The 22,005-nt window shown below is 55.3% G+C and carries 17 protein-coding genes, 1 tRNA gene and 1 pseudogene; 3 read left to right on the top strand and 16 right to left on the bottom strand.

Annotated features, from left to right (window positions below):
• Positions 1-80: 80 nt before the first annotated feature.
• Entirely contained in the window at positions 81-968 is an 888-nt protein-coding gene (trhA, locus tag BBKW_RS03795; protein WP_033501715.1) for a PAQR family membrane homeostasis protein TrhA, read from the top strand.
• Between the two features lie 132 nt (positions 969-1,100).
• Here trhA and BBKW_RS03790 read toward each other — a convergent pair whose 3' ends face one another.
• From BBKW_RS03790 to BBKW_RS03730, 13 genes are all read right to left on the bottom strand, one after another.
• On the bottom strand, positions 1,101-1,580 hold the full coding sequence (locus tag BBKW_RS03790; RefSeq protein ID WP_003835271.1) for a GreA/GreB family elongation factor: 480 nt from the start codon (positions 1,578-1,580) through the stop codon (positions 1,101-1,103).
• A gap of 42 nt (positions 1,581-1,622) precedes the next feature.
• Complete coding sequence (locus BBKW_RS03785) at positions 1,623-2,030, bottom strand: FKBP-type peptidyl-prolyl cis-trans isomerase (protein WP_003835273.1); 408 nt, start codon at positions 2,028-2,030, stop codon at positions 1,623-1,625.
• Between the two features lie 51 nt (positions 2,031-2,081).
• Positions 2,082-3,542 (bottom strand): L-serine ammonia-lyase, encoded by a 1,461-nt coding sequence (locus tag BBKW_RS03780; protein WP_033501714.1) that lies wholly within the window; start codon positions 3,540-3,542, stop codon positions 2,082-2,084.
• A 33-nt stretch (positions 3,543-3,575) separates the two neighbouring features.
• Positions 3,576-4,151 (bottom strand): hypothetical protein, encoded by a 576-nt coding sequence (locus BBKW_RS03775; RefSeq protein ID WP_033501713.1) that lies wholly within the window; start codon positions 4,149-4,151, stop codon positions 3,576-3,578.
• 104 nt (positions 4,152-4,255) lie between these two features.
• A tRNA-Leu gene (locus BBKW_RS03770) sits at positions 4,256-4,335 on the bottom strand.
• Positions 4,336-4,375: 40 nt separating this feature from the next.
• Entirely contained in the window at positions 4,376-5,371 is a 996-nt protein-coding gene (locus BBKW_RS03765; RefSeq protein ID WP_033501712.1) for a Ppx/GppA phosphatase family protein, read from the bottom strand.
• A 27-nt stretch (positions 5,372-5,398) separates the two neighbouring features.
• Positions 5,399-5,965, bottom strand: a complete 567-nt coding sequence (locus tag BBKW_RS03760; RefSeq protein WP_004221534.1) for a DUF501 domain-containing protein — start codon at positions 5,963-5,965, stop codon at positions 5,399-5,401.
• Positions 5,966-5,973: 8 nt separating this feature from the next.
• Complete coding sequence (locus BBKW_RS03755) at positions 5,974-6,531, bottom strand: FtsB family cell division protein (protein ID WP_033501711.1); 558 nt, start codon at positions 6,529-6,531, stop codon at positions 5,974-5,976.
• Between the two features lie 78 nt (positions 6,532-6,609).
• Positions 6,610-7,908, bottom strand: coding sequence for a phosphopyruvate hydratase (eno, locus tag BBKW_RS03750; RefSeq protein WP_033501710.1), 1,299 nt, complete (start codon positions 7,906-7,908; stop codon positions 6,610-6,612).
• Between the two features lie 137 nt (positions 7,909-8,045).
• Positions 8,046-11,594 (bottom strand): transcription-repair coupling factor, encoded by a 3,549-nt coding sequence (mfd, locus tag BBKW_RS03745; protein WP_033501709.1) that lies wholly within the window; start codon positions 11,592-11,594, stop codon positions 8,046-8,048.
• A complete protein-coding gene (gene pth / locus BBKW_RS03740; RefSeq protein ID WP_033501708.1) occupies positions 11,584-12,183 on the bottom strand; it encodes an aminoacyl-tRNA hydrolase in 600 nt (199 codons plus the stop codon). The genes mfd and pth overlap by 11 nt, the downstream gene beginning before the upstream one ends.
• A gap of 87 nt (positions 12,184-12,270) precedes the next feature.
• The gene (locus BBKW_RS03735) at positions 12,271-12,783 is read right to left on the bottom strand and encodes a GNAT family N-acetyltransferase (protein WP_033501750.1); all 513 of its coding nucleotides are present in this window, start codon (positions 12,781-12,783) and stop codon (positions 12,271-12,273) included.
• A 108-nt stretch (positions 12,784-12,891) separates the two neighbouring features.
• Positions 12,892-16,164 carry a UPF0182 family membrane protein gene (locus tag BBKW_RS03730; RefSeq protein ID WP_033501707.1) on the bottom strand — a complete coding sequence of 1,091 codons (3,273 nt, stop codon included), beginning with the start codon at positions 16,162-16,164 and terminating at the stop codon, positions 12,892-12,894.
• Positions 16,165-16,302: 138 nt separating this feature from the next.
• Here BBKW_RS03730 and BBKW_RS03725 point away from each other — a divergent pair, with 138 nt between their 5' ends.
• Positions 16,303-17,538 carry a glycoside hydrolase family 3 N-terminal domain-containing protein gene (locus BBKW_RS03725; RefSeq protein WP_231858516.1) on the top strand — a complete coding sequence of 412 codons (1,236 nt, stop codon included), beginning with the start codon at positions 16,303-16,305 and terminating at the stop codon, positions 17,536-17,538.
• A gap of 219 nt (positions 17,539-17,757) precedes the next feature.
• Here the strand turns inward: BBKW_RS03725 and BBKW_RS03720 are convergent.
• Positions 17,758-17,984: pseudogene (locus BBKW_RS03720) on the bottom strand (branched-chain amino acid transporter permease); the annotation flags it as partial.
• A 328-nt stretch (positions 17,985-18,312) separates the two neighbouring features.
• On the opposite strand from BBKW_RS03720, the gene BBKW_RS03715 reads away from it, so the two are divergent.
• Positions 18,313-19,155, top strand: a complete 843-nt coding sequence (locus BBKW_RS03715) for a DUF3737 family protein (protein WP_081962297.1) — start codon at positions 18,313-18,315, stop codon at positions 19,153-19,155.
• Between the two features lie 101 nt (positions 19,156-19,256).
• On the opposite strand, the gene dtd is transcribed toward BBKW_RS03715, so the two are convergent.
• On the bottom strand, positions 19,257-19,727 hold the full coding sequence (dtd, locus tag BBKW_RS03710) for a D-aminoacyl-tRNA deacylase (RefSeq protein ID WP_033501705.1): 471 nt from the start codon (positions 19,725-19,727) through the stop codon (positions 19,257-19,259).
• Positions 19,728-19,847: 120 nt separating this feature from the next.
• On the bottom strand, positions 19,848-21,578 hold the full coding sequence (locus BBKW_RS03705) for an MFS transporter (protein WP_033501704.1): 1,731 nt from the start codon (positions 21,576-21,578) through the stop codon (positions 19,848-19,850).
• Positions 21,579-22,005: the final 427 nt, after the last annotated feature.

Below are 22,005 nucleotides of genomic sequence, written 5' to 3'. Positions count from 1 at the left end.
TATCGGAAAGGGATATTGACATATCCATGAGTTACGGTAACGTAGGTTACGGTTCCGTAACTTACAGTGGAGGCACGCAGATGGCGAAACCCACAGACGCTCAGATCGAGGAAAAACGCGCGATCATCGCAGAAGCACACGAACAGGCTCTTCAAGCCAAGGCCGATATAATTCGCGTGAAGGCACGCAGCAAGGCCGAGAACATCCGCAAGAAGGCCGATGGCAAGGCGAAAATGGCTATCGCCAAGGGCGAAGCTCGTGCCGCGAAAATAGAAGGCATCACTCCGGCGGAGATCGAACGCAAGATTCGTCTTGACGTGCATGGTCGTCCCAAACCGGCGATGCGTGGCTGGATTCATGCCGTAGCCACTCCTCTGGCGTTGGCGGCCGGCATCGTGCTGATCTGCCTGGCACACGGTACCGGTTTGAAGTGGGCGTGCGCCGTATTCATGACGTGTTCGCTGGTATTGTTCAGCAATTCCGCCTGCTACCATTTGGGCGATTGGTCACCTCGCGTTACCGACGCGCTACGACGCATCGACCATATGAATATCTTCCTGCTGATCGCAGGAACTTATACGCCGGTCTCCTTTGCACTCGAACCATTCTGGCGCAATTCAATCATCGCGGGCATGTGGATTTGCACTACCGTGGCGCTCATCATTCACGTCATCTGGATCAGCGCCCCACGCTGGCTTTACGTGATTGTGTATATTATTTTCGGTGTTTCCGGCGTGGCATTCATGGGATTGTTCTGGATTTCGCCATACGCCGGCCCGGCGGTTGTGGTGCTGTTGGCCGCAGGAGGCGCCTGCTACATCGCCGGAGCCATCGTATACGCGCTACGTAAGCCTGATCCATGGCCGAAGGTGTTCGGCTTCCATGAGATTTTTCATTGCGGCACCGTCGCCGGTTACGCATGCCACATGGTAGCGATCTACATGGTGATCGTGCAGCTATGGCCGTAAGTTCAAATCACATCTGATTGCAGTTTGACGAAATATACGACAAGGCTGGTTCATCATTGTATTCGATGAACCAGCCTTGTTATATCGCTTTATGTCGTTGGAATATCAGATTCAGCTTATGACGAACATCACTCAGGCGAGCGGCTTGGCTTCCTTGATGGTCACGGAAATCTCACGGCCGTTCGGAGCCGTGTACGACACCGTGTCTCCCTCGTGAGCGCCGTTGATGGCTGCGCCGATCGGGGATTCCGGGCTGATGATGCTGTAGTCCGTGGCGATGGACAGGTCACGCGTGCCAAGCACGTAGACCATTTCACGGCCGTTGACATCCAGCGTCACCAAAGAACCGTCGCCGACTTCACCGGCCTTGGGCGCGGTCAGAATCTTCGCGTTGCGCAGCTTGACGGTCAGTTCCTCGATGCGTCCCTGATTTACTCGCTGAGCCTCACGAGCGGCCTGATAACCGCCGTTTTCACTCAAATCACCCTCGGCGCGTGCCGCGGAAACCTTGGAAAGGATCTCGTCGCGATACTCGCCTTCGCGCCAAGCGAGCTCTTCCTTCATCTTGTCATAAGCTTCCTGCGTCAGCAGAAGCGTTTTTTCTTCGGCCATGTTGCCTCCTTGACCTTGGAAATTACTCTATACCGTTTAGTTTCAGCGGGTAGAGATGATGTCAATCACGAACACCAGGGTGTCTTCGCCACCGATGCCGGCCTGCGGGACGCCACGGGAACCATAGCCATACTCCGGCGGGATGGATACCACCAAGCGGGAACCGACGTTATGACCCGGAACGGTCTGGTCCCAACCCTTGATGACCTGGCCAACACCGATGCCGAAGCTGGCCGGCTGGTGACGGTCGAAGCTGGAATCGAACGGGGTGTCTTTGCCCCAGACCACACCGTGATAGTTAACGGTGACGGTGTCGCCGCGACGAACCATCGGGCCATTACCCTCGAGTAGCTCCACAACCTTCAGACCTGCCGGAGCGGTCTCGGACGAGAATTCGATGGTCGGGCGATCGCCGAACTCAACATTGACAACGGGCATTTGAGATGCCATGGTGAACCTCCTTGAAAAGCACAATGCCACCTAGACTAGCACCAACCACCGCTAGCATTCAACGACATTGACCGCCAAACCACCTTTTGAGGTTTCTTTATACTTGGCCATCATGTCTTCGCCCGTGTCTTTCATGGTTTTGATGGCCTGATCCAAGGTCACGATATGCGTTCCATCTCCCAGCATGGCCATACGAACCGCATTGATAGCAGTATTCGCCGCCATGGCGTTGCGTTCGATGCATGGAATCTGTACTAAACCTCCCACGGGATCACAGGTCAGTCCCAGATTATGCTCGATGCCGATTTCCGCAGCGTTCTCCACTTGCTGTGGAGTACCACCCATCACCGCGCACAAACCGGCCGCAGCCATCGAACATGCCGTACCGACCTCTCCCTGACATCCGACTTCCGCACCGGAAATGGAGGCATTGCGCTTAAACAGGTACCCTACCGCGCCTGCAGTGAGCAGGAAGGTAATAACACCCTCTTCGTTCGCATGGCCAACGAAATGCCAGTAATAGTGAAGCACTGCCGGAATGATTCCTGCAGCACCGTTGGTCGGTGCGGTGACGATTCGCCCACCACCGGCGTTTTCCTCCGACACCGCCAAAGCGAACAAATCCACCCATGCCGCATCCGACGATTCGAGCACCGCATCCACGCGCTTCTTGTCTCGCGCAAGCACATCACTGTTCGAGGCGAGCCTCGCATACATTTTCGGCGCCCTGCGGGGCACATCCAAACCGCCAGGCAGCATGGTCTGCGACGTATGGCATCCGTGCTGCACGCAACGACGCATCACCCTCCACACGTTATTCAGTTCGCTACGAACCTGCACCGCCGACTGCATGGCCGTTTCGTTGGCCCACACAATGTCGGCAATACTCATATGGTGCTTCTCGCATAATGCAATGAGTTCGTCGCATGACGTGAATGGATATGGCACATCCGATCCGTCATCAAGTGAGGAATCACTCTGCTGATCGGTGAAAGACGTTCCGACCGGCGGACGCTCATGAATGCCGATCATCAGATCCTCGGCATTACCTTGCCGCACGAAGCCTCCACCGATAGAATACCAGACCTGTTCATCAACAAGATTGTTCTGCTGGTCAAATGCTTGGAAACGCATGCCATTAGGGTGCGCGGCCATGCGATGCCACACGTCCATCACCACATCATGCTCATAGTCGAAATCGATGCGATGCTTACCCGCCAGCAACAGTTCCCCACTCGCCTCGCACTCATGACGAATGATGTTCACGTGGTCCGTATCGACGGTTTGCGGCATGTTGCCTTCCAGACCTGCCACAGTCGCACGATCGGTACCGTGTCCCAAGCCCGTCAACGCAAGAGATCCATACAGTACCGTACGCACGCGGCTCACACGGCCAAGCGTTCCCGTATGCTCAAGAGATTCGACAAATTTGCATGCCGCCACCATCGGACCAACAGTATGTGAGGAACTTGGCCCAACGCCTATCTTGAACATTTCGAGAATACTGAACATACCAATCGCCGCCTTGCCTCTCAGGTGCCTCGCTCAGGCTGCATACAATGCACGGAACATGAGAATCATAATAATCAAACCAATGATGGCGGCCGCAACTTCCACCACCAGCATGATGATGGCCGTGGTTTTACGATTGCCGAGTTTAACGCCAAGCAACTTGGCGAACAGGAAGGCGACGAAACCAAGAGCTGCACCATTCAACGCAATCGCACCAATCTGGCCATTGGTGAGCACACTCTCCCCCACCATGGCAAGCACGGAATTGATGGTGGCGGAGAACACCAGCAGGCTCCACACACCGTAACCGATAAGTCCAACAATCGCATATGCGAACGGACGGAACCGCTCACGCATTTTGAACGTAAACGATTCGGCACACCACAGCAACGCAAAGCCCACAACGAACGTGAACGCCACTGCCATGAACACCGCTTCCATAGCCCATGGAATCAACGCCAACGACGCCTTCAGCAACGAGAAATACAGCGGAGAGCAAGCTAGTTCGCCTACAGCCAAAACTCCTGCGACGATAATCGCTTGGGAGAGCATCAGCGGAATTTCCGTATCGGGCTGTTCGATTACTGGCTTGATATCTTTCGACGTCATACTTTTTCCGTTCCAGTCGGCTACTTGGGGTTATCAATGCCGCCAGTGTAATAACGGATTGTTTCGTACGTGCTATCCAGCAACACATTCACAACGTCATTCAGTGCCGCCAGCGGGAATCGAACCCGCAATCCGAAGAGACCGATTTTAAGTCGGTTGCGTATACCAGTTTCGCCATGGCGGCAAGGCATCGAACAAGCCGACGCCCAAGTCATTATGCCACGTTAACGTTCGGCAAGCAATCGCGTGCCGTAATCCAACACAATGCCATCAAGCAAACCGTGTTCGCTGGCCATGAAGGAGTCGATATGCTGACCATGGTCGGCATAGGCCGCTTCGCTGACTTTGGCGAGCACACGATTCCACACCAGTGCACCGCCACCGACCACGTCAACACGACCCGGGTGAATGGTTTTGTAGGTCAGGCGCTCTTCGCGCGGCATCGTAAGGAACTTGTTATCAACCGCATAAGCGTCTTCCAGCGAGCAGCTGGCACCATCCACCGCGGAATGGTCGTATTCGGTCAATCCCATGGCCAGAGCGGTCATGGTAGTCACTGTGCCCGACACGCCGATGATAGTACGGGTTTTGCCTGCAGGAACCGTTTTGAACGCTTCATCGATATGCTCGTCGATGTCGGCAATGGCTTCTTGAATCTGCGCTTCGGTAGGCGGATCGTTCTTCAAGTGGCGTTCGGTCATACGCACCGAGCCAATGTTCATGGAGAACGCGGCCTGCACCTGCGTGTTCGGATGGCTTACGCCATCGCCGCCAAGCACCAATTCCGTAGAGCCGCCACCCAAATCAACCACCAAATACGGAGCTTCGACGTCGCGACGAACCACGCTCGTGGCACCAAGGAAGCTTAGATCAGCCTCTTCCGTACCGGGAATGACTTCCGGACGCACGCCGAGGATCTGCTCGATAGTGTCTTCGAATTCCTCACGGTTCTCAGCATCACGAGTGGCCGAAGTGGCAACGAAACGAATGCCATCCACCGGATGCTTTTTCAGCACCTCGGCGAATTCGCGGGCAGCGGCGTAGGCACGTTCCAATGCCTCATCGGCGAAACGATGCGTCTTATCAACATCCTGACCGAGGCGAATCACACGAAGAATACGCGGAACAATATCTTCAACGCCGTCTTCGCTGACTCGGGAGACCTTCAGACGAATCGAGTTCGTACCGCAATCAATGCCGGCAACAGTAACGGATTTCATTGCTTCTTCTTTCTGTCTGAATATGGTTCAGTCTTCGTTTTCCACCGTGCAACGGCATACATTGGGGTCGAATTCATGACGAATCGCCTCCAATGCCATGTCTCCGATCGGATTGGCGCCCTCGCCCATCACCAGCGTTTGCGCCAGCAAGGCGTGCAGACACTTGATGCGAACAGGCATGCCGCCGGCACTGGTGCCTTCGATATGCTCTTCGCTGTCTTCCATAGCAACGGCGATTTCATGCCGGAACGCCAAATACAGTTCGTGCGCACGCTCGTAGGCGGCTTTCAGATCGTCATCTTCAGCCAAAAGATCGTTGTACTCCTTCATCTTGCCTTCGGCTTCGATGTGGGAGATGGCTTTCACCGCTTCCGGGCCAGTCAAATAGCAAGTGGTAGGGAAAGGCACACCTCCCGGCAGCAGCGGACGCGTGACCACAGCCAAAGGCCTGCCGCACACGCAACGTGCTCCGACAGCCACCATGCCACGCGGGTAGCGACCCAACTGACGCTCGACCACAGCAATATCATGCTCGGTGGCAGGCTGGTCGAGAACCTTCTTCGCCAAGGTTTTGGCCTGTTCGCTGATTGTCATACCCTGTGTCACTCCTGCTGATCTCCTGATTGCTGTTGGTTGTTGTCTTGTGAATCCTGCTGCTGGCCACCGGATTCCGGGCTTGTTCCATTCGCATCCGATTCGCCGGTTGCCGTACTTTCGGACGTTTCCCTCGATTTCACCTCATCCGATTGGTCGGCCTGTTTGAACGAATACGCCATTTCCTTGTACCAAGGCAGTACGGTTTTCTGTGATTCGTCCGTCGTCTTCTTATCTTCTGTGGTTTCGCCGGTTACCGCTTCGGGATGTTCCACACGAATCGCCTGTTCTCCCGGAAACACGAATCCCAGACGATCCCTCGCCTGCGCCGTAACGTAGGCTTTGTCATCCCAGCGTGCGATGTCGTTTTCCAATTCCTGCTTTTGCGCTATCAACGCGGCTTCCTGCTTCTTCAAGCCATTCAATTCAGCCATATTCAACGCATAGGTGTGGAATGTCGACGCTAACTGGATAGCTCCTAAAGCCACGATAAACACCGTCACAAAGAACGCGATGGGACCAGCGCTGCCTTTTTTGGATGCCTTCTTGCGTGACTTTGAACTCATAGCAACGAAAATACCCGTCGCGTTCGACGAGGAACACGACGGGCACTCTACATCAGCGCATATTCGATGCGCTTACGCTCACTTGGCGATGTACTTCTTGCAAGCCTTGAAAGCGCTGTAGCCAGCGTACTGAGCGGTGGAGCCGAGCTCCTCCTCGATCTCGAGCAGGCGGTTGTACTTAGCAATACGCTCGCCACGAGCCGGAGCACCGGTCTTGATCTGGCCGGTGTTCTTTGCCACAGCCAAGTCAGAGATGGTGGTGTCCGGGGTCTCGCCGGAACGGTGGGAAACCATGGAGGTGAAGCCGTTCTTGGTGGCCAGCTCGATGGCGTCAAGGGTCTCGGTGACGGTACCGATCTGGTTCAGCTTGACCAGCAGGGAGTTGGCGGCACCGAGCTCGATGCCCTTAGCCAGACGTGCCGGGTTGGTGACCAGCAGGTCGTCGCCGACGAACTGCAGACGATCGCCGAGCTTGGCGGTGATGGCAGCCCAGTCTTCCCAGCCTTCTTCCTGGAACGGATCCTCGATGGAAACGATCGGGTACTCGTTGATGAGGTTCTCGTAGAAGTCGAGCATGTAGCCGGCTTCGCGATCGTCACCTTCGAAGTGATACTTGCCGGTCTCCTTGTTGTAGAACTCGGAGGAAGCCACGTCGAGGGAGATGCCGATCTGCTTGCCCGGCTCGTAGCCGGCGGCGGAGATGGCGTCCATGATGTAGTTCAGGGAGTCCTTGTTGGACTTCATCTTCGGAGCGAAGCCGCCCTCGTCGCCGAGGCCAGTGGCCAGGCCTTCCTTCTTCAGGACGTTCTTCAGGGTGTGGTAGACCTCAACGCCTGCACGCAGAGCCTCGCTGTAGGTGTCGAAGCCGTACGGGGAGATCATGTACTCCTGAATGTCGGTGGCGAAGTCAGCGTGAGCGCCACCGTTCATGATGTTCATGTTCGGAACCGGCAGGATGTGGCCGTTGGTGCCGCCGATGTAGCGGTACAGCGGCTGGCCTGCGGACTCAGCGGAGGCGTACAGAGCAGCCAGGGACACGCCGAGGATGGCGTTGGCGCCCAGACGACCCTTGTTCTGAGTGCCGTCGAGCTCAATCATGACCTCATCGAGAGCACGCTGGTCGGAAGCGTCCATGCCGATGACCTTCGGAGCGATCTCTTCGTTCACGGCCTTGACGGCATTGAGAACACCCTTGCCCTGGTACACGGACTTGTCGCCATCGCGACGCTCCCAAGCCTCAGCTTCACCGGTGGAAGCACCGGACGGAACGAGGCCCAGGCCCTGAGCACCGTCTTCGGTGTCGAGAACGACCTCAACGGTCGGGTTGCCGCGGGAATCGAGAATCTGACGCGCGTAAACGCTTTCAATTACTGCCACAACTACTCCTTATAAACGTTAGGTTGTGATGACATTGCCTAGAATAGTGCGTTTTGTGGACGTATGGCAAACTTATCCGACACGATTTATGTGAACGCTCACATAAATCGTGTCGGACGTGTCCGGAACTTCGCCTGTTATTTCCTTGGCGTTGGTTTCCAGTCAAGATCGTCGAGAAGTTGGTTCGTCCATCCAACGATCTCATCGGAACTCATTGGCCCGGATCCAAGCGAACCAGCAAACGGGGTGGGGATCACATACGTTTGAGTGACAGGCCTGTACTGGATACCTTTGTAGATTCGCGCCATGCGCATCTGTACGGATTCACGTGGCTTGAATTTGGACACACGAATGTTACGCCCTTGACCGATGATCTCCGTAATGCCAAGCTTTCTTGCTTTGAATCGCAACCTTGCCACATCGAACAATGCTTCGAAATCGATCGGAGGTTTGCCGTAACGATCCGTAAGTTCATCGCGCAACTCGTCGAGATCGGCTTCCGTACGTGCCCCTGCCAGCTTGCGGTAGGCTTCCAATCGCAATTTGTCGGAATCGATGTAGCCGACGGGGATGGACGCTTCGATCGGCAGATCGATTGTGACAGCAACCGATTCCGTACGTTCCGGCTCCTTGTACTGTTCGACAGCTTCGGAAACCATGCGCACATACAGGTCGAAGCCAACGCCCTCGATATGCCCGCTCTGCTCGTCGCCCAGCAGATTGCCGGTGCCACGCAGCTCGAGATCCTTCATCGCCACGTCAAAACCTGAACCAAGCGCAGTGTTCTGCGCGATGGTGGCTAGTCGATCATGCGATTGCTGGGTCATCGGCTTGGTCGGATCGTACAGGAAGTACGCATAGGCACGCTCACGGCATCGCCCGACACGGCCACGCAGCTGGTGCAGCTGGCTTAGGCCGAAACGGTCGGCATGATCGACGATCAACGTATTCGCATTGGAAATATCAAGACCGGTTTCGATGATGGTGGTGCATACAAGCACATCAATGTCGCGATGCCAGAAGTCTCGGATCACACCGTCGAGCTGCTTCTCCCCCATCTTGCCATGGGCGATGCCGACATGCGATTCCGGCACCAGCTCGTGAATCTTCGCGGCAACCGAAGCGATGTCTTGCACTCGGTTGTGCACGTAAAACACCTGGCCACCGCGCAACAGCTCACGCCTGACCGCGGCAGTGACCTGAGCATCCTCATACGCGCCAACGTAAGTAAGCACCGGCAAGCGGTCTTCCGGAGGCGTGGCCAACGTGGACATTTCACGAATGCCTGTAACGGCCATCTCCAGCGTTCGCGGAATCGGTGTTGCCGACAGACTCAGCACATCCACATTGGTACGCAGCGCCTTCAACGTCTCTTTGTGTTCGACACCGAAACGCTGCTCCTCATCGATGATGACCAGGCCTAGATCCTTGAATTTGACCTTCGGCCCGAGTAGTTTGTGCGTACCGATCACCACATCGACGGAACCGTCTTCAAGTCCCTTGATAGTGTCGTTGATTTCCTTGGTGGTTTGGAAACGGCTCATCGCCCTTACTTCCACCGGGAATCCTTCAAAACGTTCGGTGAATGTCTCGAAATGCTGTTGCACCAGCAATGTGGTCGGCACCAGCACAGCCACCTGTTTGGAATCCTGCACCGCCTTGAATGCGGCACGTACGGCGATTTCGGTTTTGCCGAATCCCACGTCGCCACAAATCAGGCGGTCCATCGGCACGGGCTTTTCCATATCGGATTTGACTTCGTCGATGGTAGTCAGCTGATCGGCGGTTTCTTGGTATGGGAAAGCGTCTTCCAGTTCTTTCTGCCAAGGGGTGTCTTTGCTGAAGGCATACCCCTGCATGCGTTGACGTGCCGAATACAGTTTGACCAGATCTTCGGCGATTTCGTGCACATGCTTACGTGCTTTCGCCTTGGTAGCAGCCCAGTCGGATCCGCCCAGTTTGTTGAGTTTTGGAGCGTCGGCACCGATGTATTTGCTGACTTGGTCAAGCTGATCGGTGGGGATGAACAGTTTGTCGGCGGGTGCGCCGCGCTTGCTGGATGCGTATTCGATGACCAGATATTCGCGTGTTGTCTGGTTGGCGCCCGCTCCGATGGTACGCTGTCGCATTTCGAGGAACCGGCCGATGCCATGCTGCTCATGCACCACGTAATCGCCGGCTTTGAGCTCCATAAGGTCAATGGCCTTACGGCGACGTTTCGGTGTTTTTGCCTGCCCCGCGGCCGATGTGCGTCCGGTCAGGTCGCGTTCGGTAAGCAGTGCGACTTTCGCAGCATTATCGACGAATCCGTCGATGGCACGCGATCTGATGCAGTCGAAGTTGGCGATTCCCGTTTCGTTGATGGCACGTTTGAGCCGAACAAGAGTGCCTTGCGCTCCTGCAGTGACGGTGACGGCATAGCCGGCATCAAGAAGACCTTCGATACCGGATGCTGCTTTGACTTCATCCCCGCGATACTCGCCGGGATTGGCAGCGTTGAGCTGAATGTGTCCTTCCCTGCTTGGGTCCACGCCGAAACTCGTAAGCTTCCATACGTCGTGCCTTGAGAAAACCAGCGATGAAATCGTTTCTTCAAAATCGTAGAAATTCGCCTGATCGAACGTGATCGGAGCGCCGGCACCATGACCGGATGCTGCGACATGCCAGCTGGCCGCAAGAAACTCATTGGCGGTTTTTGCGAGATCGTCAGCCGAACGACGCAATTTTTCCGGATCAGAGAGCATGACCAGCGCACGCTTGGGCAACATGCCCTGCACCGGCTCCATGTCATCGACCAATGCGGGAAGTAACGATTCCATACCTTCGACCGGAATGGCATTGGCAATGGATTCTAGCATGTCTTCGGCATTGGGAATGGATCCAATCAGGGATTTCGCACGCTTGCGCACCTTGTCAGTCAATTGCAGTTCACGGCACGGCGTGGCCCAAACAACAGGAACATTCCCGCCATACGTACGCTGATCCGAAGCGTGGAACTCCCTGATGGTGTCAATCTCATCACCGAAGAACTCAATACGCACAGGATGTGGCAATGTCGGTGGGAACACGTCGATAATGCCTCCTCGCACCGCGAATTCACCACGATCCATCACCAGATCGACTCGAGTATAAGCATTTTCCACCAGTCGACGAGACGCCTCGTCGAGCGCCAATTCCTCGCCTTGAGAAAACACCAAAGGCTCCACGTCGGCCAAACCTGCAACCACTGGCTGGATCAGGGATCGCACCGGCATGACGAGAATGCGGATGGGGCCGAACAGCTTGCTTCCCTCTCGAGGGTGCTTCAGCCTGCGGAACACCGCCATACGGCTCGCCACGGTATCAGCGCGTGGCGAGAGGCGTTCATGAGGCAAGGTCTCCCATGCTTCAAGCTGCGCCACGTCATTCGGATCGCCGGAATACCACGAACGAATCGTCTCAACCGTCTCTTCGGCTTCGCGGCCGGAGGCCACCACAAGTACAACCGGCCGCGTTCCCGATGCTCCAGCGGCCAGTGCCGGGCGCAATCCTTCGGGAATGCCAACGGTAATGCTGGGGTCTATGTCGGATTCCGGCACCTCGATCTCACCGGAAATCAGCGCACGAAAATCCTCGTCGGTTTCGAGTACGTCAAGAATGCCAGCCAGGGAACCTGAAGTCGGCAACTGCACCGGTTCAGCGGCCATTGAACTGCTCCTGAGCTTTGGCGAGGCCATTGAAAATGATAGTTTCGGCGGCATCAGCGCCATCGGCGAGGAATTCCGGAAGCTGCTTGCGCTGATCCGGTCCGAATCCGCCCAGCACCCAGTTCACGGTGTTGTCGTGGGCGTGGGCACCTCGCTGCGCGTGTCCAACGCCCATGCGTACACGGGCATACTTCGGAGTTCCCAAGGCGCGATCAATCGACTTGATGCCATTATGTCCGCCTGCGGAGCCGCCTGCCTTGACTTTGATACGTCCAAAATCAAGATCCATGTCGTCGTGAATCACCGCGATATGGTCCGGTTCAATCTGGTAGTAGGCGCTGATGGAAGCCAACGCATTGCCTGACTCGTTCATGTAGGTGAGCGGCTTTGCCAGGAAGAATTTGACGTTACGACCAGACAGGTTCATCACACCCTTGCCGAGCATGGCAAGCCCTTTATGGTCGGAAAAGTTGACCGACCAACGTTCAGCAAGCAGATCAGCTGCCATAAATCCCATATTGTGACGGGTGCCTTCATATTTGGGACCCGGATTGCCAAGTCCTGCAATCAGCCAGAAATCAGATGCCATTGAAATCGTTCCATTCATTCATACATACGATTGCGTGCATTCATATTGCGCCGCGTTGTCTCGTCTTGATAACCGCAAAGATTGTACTTACAGGTCGAGATACCAGTAACTCATGTCACGCATGGTGCCGGTGGAATCGGTGGCGGCGGTTGGCATGAGGCCAAACTGTGTAAAACCGAACCGTTTCATCAGTGCGATCGAACCGGCATTGTCTGCGAAAATAATGCCGCATGCCTTACGCATATTACGCTTTCGGCATTCTTCAAGCAGTTTGGTGAGCGTATATGTGCCGACTCCCCTGCCCTGCCATTGCGGGTCGATGTAGTAGGCAAGATCGGTGACGCCGTCATATCCCGCGCGATCATAGAAAACGGAAAGCGCGCTGAATCCAATAATCTGTCTCTCTCCGTCATCATCTGCCGTTTCCGTAACGAACACCGCGTACGGATCATGATGCGATTCAACCCATGCTTTGCGCTGTTCGTATGTGCGTGGAGTTATATCGGCCGATGATCCGCCTCGTATGACTGCGGCGTTGTAAATGTCGGTGATCGCTTGAATGTCGTTTTGCGTTGCGATGCGGTAGGAATACTCACTCATGTTTTTGAGCATACCGGGCATATGCAGAAGGCGGAAGACCGGTTCCATATATGAGGAACCAGACTCCCGCCTTATGCAAACAGCAATCGTACGGAACTTGTGCGGAAACTACTGCTCGAGTTCGAGCGCCTTGTTCAACGCTTCCTGAAGTTTCTTCTGCGCTTCGCCATAAGCGGACCAATCGCCCTTCTTCATGGCCGCGTCGGAATCCTTCATTGCTTGGGAAGCGTCGTTGAGGGCGCTCTTCAGATCGCTGCTCATCGTGCTGGAACCGCCAGTATTGCCGGAACTGCTGTCATTGTCGGAATTCGACCCAGATGACGAGTCAGTGCCGTCGGTTCCGGAAGAACCGTTAGCGGAGGCATCCCCACTGGTACCGGCGGTATCGCTCGTGTCGGTCTTACTGCTGGTGGAACCGTCAACGTTTTCGGCATCGCCCGCAGACGCGCCGGAGTTGCCACCGAACACCTGATCGAGCGCTTCGTCCAATGTGTTGGCGAATCCGACCTGGTCGCCGAAGGCCACCAACACCTTCTTCAACAGCGGGAAACTGGTGGAACCGGAGGACTTGACGTACACCGGCTGCACGTACACCAATCCACCGCCGAGCGGCAGTGTAAGCAGATTGCCTCGCTGCACATTGGTGGAACCGGACTCAAGCAGGTTGAGTTCCTTCGACACGTCAGCCGACGCATTGAAGTTGTTCTGCGCCTGACCGGGGCCTGGCACATTGGAATCCTTCGGCAACTCCTGCAATCGAAGCGTGCCATAGTTCGCGCCGATCTTGCCTTTTTCGTTGCCCGCATCGGAATCGACAGACAGGAATCCCGTCAAAATCTCTCGGGTTGACGTGCCTGCGGGAATATACGACGACGTCAACGAGAACACCGGCTCGTTGGACCCACCGGTCTGCAGCGTCAAATAATACGGCGGCTGCAGAATGTCGCGTTCCTGAGCCTGCTGAGATTCGGTCGGATCGACCGGAGTCTGCCAGAAATCCTCACCGGAGAAGAACTGGCTGGCGCTCGACACATGGTACTTGGTCAACAGTTCGCGCTGCACCTTGAACAGGCTTTCCGGGTAACGCAGGTGGCTCATCAGATCGCCGGAAATCTCCGACAATTGGTGGTACTGGCCGGGGAAGATCTTCTGCCATGCCTTGATCACCGGATCGGATTCATCCCACACGTACAGGTCCACGGAACCGTCATACGCATCGACGGTAGCCTTCACGGAGTTGCGAATGTAGTTGGCGTTCTTCGAAGCCAGCTCACTCACCGTGGCCGAAGATTCCGTGGTGGAATCCTTGGAGGCTTCGCCCAAATCGGTCATCTGCGAATACGGGTAGGCGTCAGACGTGGTGTAGCCGTCGACGATCCACTTGACACGACCATCCACGACCGCCGGGTACACACGGCCGTCAAGCGTCAGGTATGGCGCGACCTTGGCCACACGCTCCTTCGGGGAACGATCGTAGAGAATCTGTGATGCGGAGTTCACACGGTTGGAAAACAGAATCTGGTCGGAGCCAAAACGGATGGCATACAGCAGTCGGGAGAAGATATTGCCGATCTTCGGGCCGCCATTACCGTCGAACGTGTTGGTAGCGCCTTCGGAACCGGTCGGGTAATCGAACTCCCACGACTGCGTGCCTTCCGGAGCGCCCACGATCGAATATTCGGAGGCGTTCGGCGAGAAGTAGATACGCGGCTCATACTGTTCGGATTCGGTGAGCTTGCCTTGGGTTGGGATGCCCGTCTCGAAAAACTTCGGCTGACCGTCGGCCGTCACCTTGTTACCGTAGGCGGCCACCACACCATAGCCGTGCGTGTACACGGTATGGTCGTTGACCCAGTTGCGATTGTCAAGACCGGCAAGGTCAAGTTCTCGTGCTGCGATCACCGTATCTTGGCTCACACCATCGACCTCATACTTGTCGACGGCAAGAGTGTCGGCAAACGTGTAATACTGCTTGGATTGCTGCAACTGTTTGAACGTTGGAGAAACAATCTGCGGATCGAGCAGTCGGATCTGCGCGGTCGATTCCGCGGAGTCAGCCAGTGCGCCTTCCTCGCCTTCGGTGGTAGCCTGATATTGTTCCGTCTTCACATTGTTCAGACCATAGGCTTCACGAGTGGCGTCGATATTGCGCTGAATATATGTTGATTCCATCTCCTGTGCATTCGGGTTCACACGGAAACGCTGCAGCAGCATCGGCCATGCCACGGTAAGCACCAGGCTCACCACAATGGCGGATGCGATGGCCACGGTCGGCACTTTCCACGCCTTGAGCGCTTCGGAGGCGCGCACCGCGATCGGAGCCTGGCCTTCCAGTGCATGCGATTTCATGATCCACATGCCGAGAACCACACCAAGAGTGGCGGTGATGGCGGCCATGATGAAGGTAACGGGAATCGTGGCGTTGACCGTGGTGTAGGTGGCGCCGGTGATGCGGCTACCCTCTTGCGTAAGGTGAGAGAACACACCAAGCACCTGATTCGCCGCCCATGCGAACATGTTGAGCATCAGCCAAATGCCGATCTGCCTACGCGCACGCTTGGTGATGTGGAACAGTCCACGACCATGCACTGGCATGGTGATGCGAATGCCACCCATCATCACATGCGTGACGACGGAGAAGATAATGCCTGCAAGCAACAGCAGCGACACCGCCGACATAATCAACTTCAAACCAGGCAACACGAATACGTAGAAACCATTGTCAATGCCGAATTGCGGATCAGTGGTACCGAAACTCTGCGCATTGAACATCAGCAGAATCTCAGACCAATTCGCATTAAACTGCGATCCGAACATCAAACCGACGATCAATGAAATCACCACTGCCACACGACGTGCACTCTTTGAGCTCACGCCCTTGCCCACTTCGATGGTGTCGCCATTAATACGAATGGTGGAACCATCGGCGGCATCGGGGCGAGCCCAGATCGCCAGCGACGCGGAAAGGAACCCGACCGCGGCAATCAGCAGCGCATACGCCACCCACAGACCTACCCTGGTACCCAGCTGCGTCCAAATCACGCTTTGGAAGCCAAGCTGCGCATACCACATGACGTCGGTAATGAACTGCGCCAAGCCAAAAAACAGGCCAATGATGATGGCAAGCGCCAGCACCACACCGATTAGAATCTTGTTGCCGTTCGACGATTTGCGCGGACGGTTCGGCTGGCGTGTGATACGCGGACCGGACGGGCCTCTTGGAGGCATGTTCGCCGAAGACCGGGCGGTGTTATCACCATCGGTTTCGACATTGAGAATGATGGGATCATCGTTGCCGGATTTATTGGCACGCTGCCCTTGGGAGCGGTTCGGGCCGCTTTCCGGGTCGAACATGGGACCAAACATATCAAAAAAAGACATACTAATAGCCTACCGACAGGCACGGAACGGCTTTATGCCGCTGGCCTAATGTTTACGCAATTCACGAACACGAATCCACCCGTTCTTTTCTTATGCGATCGTATTCGCCATCACTGGCATGTGATAGATAATGACACTATGAAGAGGGTTCACGTTCATTTCGCTCGTTGTGCTGCCGCACTGTGCGTCATCACACTGCCGCTATCGTTCGCTGGGTGTTCATCCAGCGCGAGTTTGAATGCTGGCTCCAACCAATCCGAGCAATCCAATTCGCAACAGTCCGACGCATCACATGATACGCTTGACAAATCCAACGTGCCAAGCGTGGTGGACGACTCTTCGCACGGCAAAGCCGTGGCTGCAGTCAATGCCATGAGTCTTGCAGAGCGCGTCGGTCAGCTCGTCATGGCACCCCTCTACGCGGGATCCGATTCTTCCTCATTGCAAGATCTCATTGTGAACCAGCATGTCGGTTCGGTGCTGATCATTGGCAACTGGAGTTCTGGAACGGCCGGTGTCGCCGCAGCCGCATCCGCATTGCAATCGTATGCGCCGGCCAATAATCAGCTGTTGATGACCACCGATCAGGAAGGTGGTTTGGTGCAGCATCTTCAAGGCTCTGGTTTCGACCAGATGCCTTCCGCCACCAATCAGGGAACGATGTCGACCGATCAGCTTCGTCAATCGGCGGCCGTATGGGGTTCCCAGCTTAAGTCGGCTGGCATCAATGTCGATTTGGCGCCGGTGGTGGGTACGGTGACGGTGGATCGCGCCGCGAACGCCCCTGTCGGAGCGTTGGATCGTGATTTTGGATTGGATGCGGCCGGTAATGCCGATCACGCCAAGGCGTTCATTCAAGGCATGGCGGATTCGGGTGTTGGCAGCGCCATCAAGCATTATCCGGGACTTGGTTCGGTAACCGGCAATACCGATTTCACCGCCGACGGCATTCTTGACACCACCACGACGTTGAACGGTGCGGAAATCAACGCGTTCAATAGCGCGTTGGAGGCGAACCCTTCCATGGTGATGATGTCTTTGGCCACCTATCAGGCCATTGATCCGAACAATCCCGCCGTGTTTTCCAGCGCTTTGGTAACGGATTATCTACGTAATACGGTTGGTTTTCAGGGTGTCATCACTTCGGATTCTCTCTCCGCCACTGCCTTGAGCGGTGTTCAGCCGAGTGATTTGGGTGTGCGTTTGGTTGAGGCCGGCGGTGATCTTGCCTGCATTGGCGCTTTCGATTATGTTCAGCAGGTTTTGGATGGTTTGAATGCGAAGGCCGCGGCTGATTCCGCTTTTGCGGACAAGGTGAAGCAGTCCGCGATTCGCGTGATGACGCTGAAGTACAGCATGGGACTTGCGCAATAGTTGCGAATATCGCATGGCAATTTCATTTTGCTGATATCAGTAATGCATTACAGTCAATGATGGCAGGACAATCTTTCTGATCATGATGGCCGCATCGCCGACAGCTGCCAGAATCGGGCCGACGAGTGGGTCTGCGCCGGAAATGTCTGCACAGAGCCTTCGGCCACGTCCGCACCATCTTCAGCTTCACACCAACAAGAAGCCTTACAAAACAGATAATCAAACAAAAACAAGCTGAAGCAATACCATATATATGGCGGTGCCGCCGACGATGGAGAGCAGCATGTTGCGTTTCCACATGTGCAGTATGACGATTACTGCGATGGCGACTGCTTCGGGGTGCCATGGCCTCCGGCAAGAGGATTGACGTTTTTGAGCGAATACACCACCAGTAGTCCAGTCATGGCGTACGGAAGCACGTTGCCGAGATAGTCGACGATACGCGGCAGCACTTTGGGGAACGCGGCTTTGAACGCACGCGTCTTCACTCCCCCACTCTGCTGGCTCATCCTCATTCCTCTCTGCCTTACGCGGCAAGCTTCATATATGGCTGCAATACCTTGCGACTGCTTAATTGTTCAACCGCCCAATTTATGGTACCGACATCCATGTTTCGCAAACACCCGCTTGCATATCGGCATTGCTTATAACGCGCTTAATCCTCTCGTTCCATTCCGCCTCCTGCGAAACATGGCCATGCGTTTGACTTCAAGTACTCGAAGTTTCTATCTTGGCAACAGAGCGTTTTTCCGAGGAGGGTTATCAGTGAGCGACATGCAAGAGGTCCGTCAGGCATTGCTGACCGGCGAACGCGCCGAATTTCAAGCATCAGACAAACGGTATATTGACACGATTTTCAATGATGGCGAGTCGCCGTTGAAGCATGCACATGCCATTGAGCTTGAGTCGAGTTCGTTCAAATGGAAGTATCCGCTGTGGTATTGCTCGGATATTTCGGCGAAGGATTGCACGTGGTTCGAGATGGCACGCGCAGGCGTGTGGTATACAAACAACATTCGCGTCGAGGATTGCACATTTGAAGCGCCGAAGAATTTCCGTCGTTGCCGTGATGTTTCGTTGAGGAACGTTGATTTCGTCAATGCCGAGGAAACATTGTGGGCTTGTTCGAATGTCATGATGAACAATGTAAGTGCACGCGGTGATTATTTAGCAATGAATTGTTCTGACATCAAAGCTGATAATCTGCGTTTGGTTGGCAATTATCCGTTTGATGGCGCACGTAATATTGAGATTTCGAATTCTCGATTGATTTCCAAGGATTGCTTCTGGAATTGCGAGAATGTGACAGTGCGCGATTCGTTTATTGCCGGCGAGTACTTGGCTTGGAATTCTCGTAATGTCACGTTCGAGAATTGTACGATCGAAAGCCTGCAGGGCTTGTGTTATGTGGATAATCTCGTGTTGCGTAATTGTCGTTTGATCAATACGACGCTTGCTTTTGAATATTCGAATGTGGACGCCGATATTCACAGCACCGTCGACAGTGTGTTCAATCCTTCGTCTGGCACGATTCGTGCGGATGCCATCAAGGAATTGACGCTTGACCCAACGAAGATCGATCCGAACAAGGTGACGATAATTACCGACAACAGGTAAACATCACTGTCGATCAAAAAAACAATATTTGAGGAGCTGCAAATTATACTGCAGCTCCTCAAATTTTTTATATCACCAAGCAATCGGCGCTTTACTATTGATCACAGATTGTCGGTGTCAATGGCGATGGTGACCGGACCGTCGTTGATCAGTCCAACGCGCATATGCGCTCCGAAGCGGCCTTCGCGTACTGGCACGCCACCGGATCGCAGCGCTTCGTTGAATTTGATCCAAGTAATGTTGGCATGTTCCGGTTTGCCCGCTTTGACGAAGCTTGGGCGGTTGCCTTTCTTCACTTCGGCAAACAACGTGAACTGTGAAATGGATAGGATTTCACCGCCGATGTCTTTGATGGAACGGTTCATTTTGCCTTGCTCGTCTTCGAAAACGCGCAGGTTGAGGATTTTGTGGGCAAGCCAAGAAATCTGTTCCTCACCATCCTCATCGGCTACACCGACCAGCAGCATGAATCCCGGTCCGATCTGCTGCGGTTCAAAGGTGGGGTCTACGGTGCCCAGTTCGTTGACAACGTCAACACTGGCTTGGCTCACTCGTTGCACTACTACTTTCATAAACCCCACCTTACCGCGCGATCGGTTTCGTCTTAGTATCAGCCGGCTTCAGTAGAGCTTTTCGCCGTTGAGCTGCTAGCCCACCAAAACCATTCAGCAGATCGCCCTGCCTCATGTTTGTCAGTGTGTGCTATGCGTCGATGCCGCGCGTCGCACAGCGACCGAAGCCAGCAAACCGATGAGCAGCATGCAGCCTGCCACCAAAAGTGTCCAACGGTTGCCCTCAATGAACCCGGAAGTCATCGCATCGGCGATTTTCGGCGCTTCGTCACCGAATTGGGCTGCCGGTCCATCGCCGCTGCGGAACGAGCCAATTACACCGCCAGCTGAGCTGCTGACTGCCTTGGCCAGTCCATCGCCGACTTTGGCGGGCAGTCCAAGGGATTCAAGTCGTGCCGGCAACGTCCCATTGATGGCCATGGTCAATGCCGCGCCTGAGATGGCCGAACCCATGGCGGTGCCAAGCTGACGGATGGTGGACTGGGTGGCCGATCCTTCACCGGACTGGGGAATCGGCACTTCGGACAGCACCACGCTGGTCAGCTGCGCGGAAGCGAGCCCTAAGCCACAGCCGTAGGCGGTCAGAGGAAGAAGCTGCCACCACACTGCGAATCCCCCCGGCATGAGGACTGCAATCACGGCTACCGCGATGATCTCAATCACCAAGCCAAGTTGGACCACGCCGACCGGAGTGAATTTGGCGGCCAGCATGTGCGCCCGGCCACCGGCGATAATAGAGCCCAATCCCATCACGGCCAGCATCGCACCGGCCTGTAGCGTGTCGAGTCCGCGCGCATTGATGAGATACAGCGGCAGCGCGAACACCAGCGCGAACTCGCCGGCGGCGATGGCTGCAGCCGACAGATTGCCCCACGAGAATGTCTTGATGCGGAACAGGGTCATGTCCAGCATCACCGGCCGCCCGGCTTTGCCTCGTGCAAGTTCTACGGTTATGAAGACGACCAGCAGGAGCATACCGGCGACCAGACAAATCGGAACCGGCGACAGCCAGCCGCGGTTCCATGCCAGACCGCCCATCTTCAACTGAGTGGAAGTCTGCTTCCACCAGCCGTAGGTCTCGCCTTCGATAAGTCCGAATACGAGCAGGGCAGAAGTCAGTGCGGACAGCACCACGCCTGGAATGTCCACATCAATGCTTTGGAATCGAATGGTAGAAGAAGTGGTTGAGGAAGTGATGTTCGAGGTATGTCCACCGGTCTTTGGCACCAAAGGAATGGTGGCCACAAAGATGATGATGCCTAGCGGAAGGTTCACTAGGAAAATCCACCGCCACCCCAAGGTCTCGGTAAGCACGCCGCCGAGCAACGGTCCGAGAGCGGCGGCTGAACTCATTACCGCGCCCCAGACTCCGAAAGCCGCAGCGCGATACTTGCCACGGAACATGGCGGACACCGTGGACAGGGTGTCCGGCATGATCATCGCGCCTCCGATGCCCTGCAACGCGCGAGCGGTGAGCAGCATGCCAGCGTCATGCGATGTGGCGGCGAGCAATGAACTTGCCACGAAAATCACAGTTCCGATTTGGAATACCAGTTTGCGTCCTTTGGCGTCGCCAAGCTTGCCGAAGGGAAGCAGCAGCGCGGCGAGCACGATGTTGTACAGTGATGTGACCCACTGGACGTCGGTCAGGTCGATGTCGATATCGTCGATAATGGTGGGGATGGAGACATTGACGATTGAGCTGTCTAGCACAATCATGGCCAGCCCCAAAGCCAACACCCATAGCGCGCCCCATGGCGGAGTTTGTTCCGGATGGGGTGACGGGGACATCGTGGAGGACGATGGCGTATCGGGCTGAGGTTGATGTTGGAACTTAGATGACTGTTCCATGGTGACGTTTCCTCTCATAGTCATAATGCAGGGTCTGGCATGTTTGACTGCCGCCATACTACTACGCATGGCGTTGCGCGCTCACTCATCCAGACGATTCAGCCTTGATGTTTAGCCATGGGAGTAATCCATGGCAGGCAGAGACTTAGGTGACGGGCCCGTCACAGAACCAATGGAACCTGGCTCTCGGGATTCCATCTATCATCGGTACGGTCGGTGTCAGGCGCAGTGGCGGCGGCTTCGGCCAGTACCGCATCGGTCTGCTCGGGCGAGCTGCCGCGACGCTTTCCAAGTTACGCTCGTCGGACGGCATCCGTAAGCCCGTATCCAATATCAGTATTGCGAGTTTCTTCATAACAAAAATGCATGTTGAAAACATGCGATTATCAATCGTCCGCATTTGACTTCGTCTACTTGAAGTTCTTAA

It is taken from the genome of Bifidobacterium catenulatum subsp. kashiwanohense JCM 15439 = DSM 21854 (genome assembly GCF_001042615.1).
GTDB classification, from domain to species: Bacteria; Actinomycetota; Actinomycetes; order Actinomycetales; family Bifidobacteriaceae; genus Bifidobacterium; species Bifidobacterium catenulatum.
This window is presented reverse-complemented; position numbering and strand designations above follow the sequence as displayed.